Here is a 3,270-nt window from a genome sequence, read left to right on the forward strand (position 1 = left end):
ACAGCACTTATGCTTTTGATTAACATTAGTGTTTGTTGTGTCTTGATGATTCATAAAATGTACGCTGTCTTGGCTAGAGCTTTTGTGTGCAGTATTTAACTTTTGATCTTTTAAAGAAGAATTTTCATTTTGTATATATTTCAATGGTTCAGATTCAAATGTTTTTGCACATTCTATGGAACAAAAATAGTAATCTACTCCATTATAGTTAATCAACACTTTAGCATCAGATTCCAATACCCACATGTTACATACTGGGTCTTTATGTTTGACTAAAATTTGATTGTTTGTCTCTTCCATAAATCCTCCAAAAATTTAATTTAATTTAATTGCATGGCTTTATCTACAATGCTATTTAAAGATCTGGATATGCTTGCCAATACAATTTTTAGATGTTTATCTTCTACCAAAGATTCTGGATCCATATAGATAACATGATAACCATCGTCTTTTTCAAATACACCTAACTTACAAGGAAGATTGATGCCAGCAATGGGATCTAAAAATAACACTTCCTTTGCAATAGAAGGATTGCATATTTCTAAAATATACGCTTTTTTATCTGTTTGAAAACCTTTTTTTTCCAATATTGTGTTAAAATTATACTCAGATAAAATAGAAAATCCTTCCTTTAGACTCTCCTCTTTCAAGTTACCAATCAATAGCTCTTTGTTTTCTTTTGTAACTTTCCTGTCTATTAGTTTCATTGCGAACCCCCTTACCCCCTGGAGTGGGGATACTTACAATATACAATTAATTTTGATATTGTCAAGTATTAATTTTTGCAACGCTATTTAATGATTCTTACAGTAATTATCAAATTAGCAAATAGTTTTAAATAGCAAGGTGAGTGGGTATGGCTGATAACTTTTATGATGCATATTTGCTCGTATTTGTTATGATAAAGTTTTTCTAAACAAAGCTTTCATTAAAGATTTTCTACCAGATCTGTTCCTCACATAAGATAGATTTAGAAGAACAGCCTTTTGTTTCAAACTGTATATTTACATGTGTTACGCCTTTTTCCTTTAAAAGATTTTGAACTTTTTGTTTTATAATCTCAGTTTTTTCTAAAGGTATATCCTCAAGCTCTATGTGGAGTTCTAAAAATATATCTCTATCCGATATAGACCAGGTGTGAATATGATGAACATTTTTTACTTCAGAAATAGATTGAATTGTATTTTTGATTTCATCTAAATCAAACGAGTCAGGTGATGCTTCCATTAAAATCTTTGCCGATTTAATAATCAATTTTACAGATTCTTTCAGCAAATAAATTGAGATTGCAATAGTTAAAATAGAATCTATTCTGTAAATCTTTAAGTACATTATTAAAACAGCACCGACAATTACACTAAAAGAACCAACTGCATCTCCAAGCATATGCAAATAAGTGGATTTCATATTGATACTCGACTTTGAATGAGCGTATAAGATAATTGTGCTAAGCAAATTTCCTATAAAACTTACCAAAGCAAATATTAACATTGTTACAGGTAAAATTTTATTAGGCGATATCAATCGCAATATAGCTTCGTAAATAATATAGAGCGTTACAATAAACAACACGCCTGAATTAACAAAAGCTGCTAAAATTTCTGCTCTTGCATAACCAAACGTATACTTTTTATCTGCTTTTTTACGGCTTAGTGTAATTGCAATATAGCTAAAGATTGCGGACATTGAATCGCTTAAATTATGTAGAGCATCGCTTACCAATAATAAACTACCAGACAATAATCCACCTACAATTTCGCAGCAACTTACAAAAAAGTTTATAAAAACGACAAAAAGTACACTTTTGCTTTGAGAGTAAATACTATGCATTAAACTGTTTTTCTTTTGTTAATTAAATTTTTTAATTTTCCTATTCCCATTTTACGCAACTCTCCCATATCCGTCATATAGACACTAATAAAACAAAAAACATGTTTTTGCAACTATTGCTCATAAAAATGATACACGTAAACAATGTTCTTAATAAGCAAAATCAGATTATTATTTAAGCCACTTTATCCTAAAATAGATAAAGCTGATCCCCTTCAAAAGGGAACAACTTATGTGTTAGTGATTGTGATGTTTAATTTTTTTCTTTTTCTTCTTCCTCTCGTTTTTTCTCTTCTCCTTTCTTTAGTTCATTTAATCTGTCAGCATAGGATTTATTGCATAGTTTATTCAATAATTTTTCTAAAAAATTATTTCCCCATCTAAACCAACAAAAACTAAACGCAAAAAATACTATTATTACAACTAAAGGTAAAACAACTAAAGGTAAAGGGCATATAATTATACATTGCCATATTTCTGCAAATTTGATTAAACATAAATCTAGCACAACTATAAGTAAACCTGTGCAAAATGCAGCTAATTTGAAAAACTTGTATATTTCTGGCGTATCAATAAATTTACTCTTATCCTTATTGTTTTCTTGGTTATTGTTTTCTTGGTTTTTAATTCTACACCAATTTTCTGGGACTATCTCGCCACAAAGCAAAAATTTTCTTTCAATTTTTGATAAAACTATTTGATTCGATCGGTAGGTATATGCGAATATATTAGAAGAAAACCACATCACAATTAAAACAAAAATAGCCAATACAGAAGCAATTACCAATATTGCAGAATACTTGTGCTTATAATATAAATCAATGCCATACCAGTATACACCTAAAGAAACAATAAGCTGCACCGTTAGAATAAGAAAGTTTTGCTCTATTTTTCTTAATTCCTTTTGAAGTGTATCGTAAAACTTTTTTGTTAATTCAAAACTCTCTCTCTTCTTTCTCTCCTCTCTTGTGAATTTATAACTCACTCTCATCTTTTTTTACTCCCTTAATGTTACACAAATTTCTCTTATACCGGTTGTGTAGACATTCACAAAACAAAAAATACGCTCCTGCAAATTATTACTTGTAAGTAACAATACTACACAAACCAAATATTTTTAACAAGTAAAATCAGACTATTATTTAAGCCATTTACCCTAAAATACCTAAAATCGTATAAATGACCCGCTATCCAGTTAAACTGATATTTTTAGAAATATTATTTAAAAGGCATTTTGAAAGTTTTATAGTTTTTCAAAGTAGGCTTAGATTAAAATGATTTTATACGTTTACTTTAGCCTAATGAGGTAAATAAATTATTTTTGGAGAGCGTTTTTTACTTCATCCAAGCTTTGGGCTTTGATTGCAATCTTATGTAAACTTCTCAGTTTTTCTCTATCGTTTGTATTTTTTATTAAAAGTTTTATGTCTTTTGGCACAT

The 3,270-nt window shown here is 29.1% G+C and carries 4 protein-coding genes; all 4 read right to left on the reverse strand.

What is annotated here, in order from left to right; genetic code table 11:
- The coding region (locus Q0C22_RS01075; protein WP_291490242.1) for a YHS domain-containing protein at nucleotides 1–300 on the reverse strand (300 nt) is incomplete at its 3' end.
- Nucleotides 301–320: 20 nt separating this feature from the next.
- Nucleotides 321–707 (reverse strand): DUF302 domain-containing protein, encoded by a 387-nt coding sequence (locus tag Q0C22_RS01080; RefSeq protein ID WP_291490243.1) that lies wholly within the window; start codon nucleotides 705–707, stop codon nucleotides 321–323.
- Between the two features lie 232 nt (nucleotides 708–939).
- Nucleotides 940–1,830 carry a cation diffusion facilitator family transporter gene (locus Q0C22_RS01085; protein WP_291490244.1) on the reverse strand — a complete coding sequence of 297 codons (891 nt, stop codon included), beginning with the start codon at nucleotides 1,828–1,830 and terminating at the stop codon, nucleotides 940–942.
- A gap of 253 nt (nucleotides 1,831–2,083) precedes the next feature.
- A complete protein-coding gene (locus Q0C22_RS01090; protein WP_291490245.1) occupies nucleotides 2,084–2,821 on the reverse strand; it encodes a hypothetical protein in 738 nt (245 codons plus the stop codon).
- Nucleotides 2,822–3,270 lie beyond the last annotated feature (449 nt).

The organism is Desulfurella sp. (assembly GCF_023256235.1).
GTDB lineage: Bacteria > Campylobacterota_A > Desulfurellia > Desulfurellales > Desulfurellaceae > Desulfurella.

What these genes read in the sequence shown, in the direction of transcription:
- Q0C22_RS01090 (WP_291490245.1), bottom strand. Translation starts at nt 2,821, where the DNA reads ATGAGAGTGAGTTATAAATTCACAAGAGAGGAGAGAAAGAAGAGAGAG.
- Q0C22_RS01085 (WP_291490244.1), bottom strand. Translation starts at nt 1,830, where the DNA reads ATGCATAGTATTTACTCTCAAAGCAAAAGTGTACTTTTTGTCGTTTTT.
- Q0C22_RS01080 (WP_291490243.1), bottom strand. Translation starts at nt 707, where the DNA reads ATGAAACTAATAGACAGGAAAGTTACAAAAGAAAACAAAGAGCTATTG.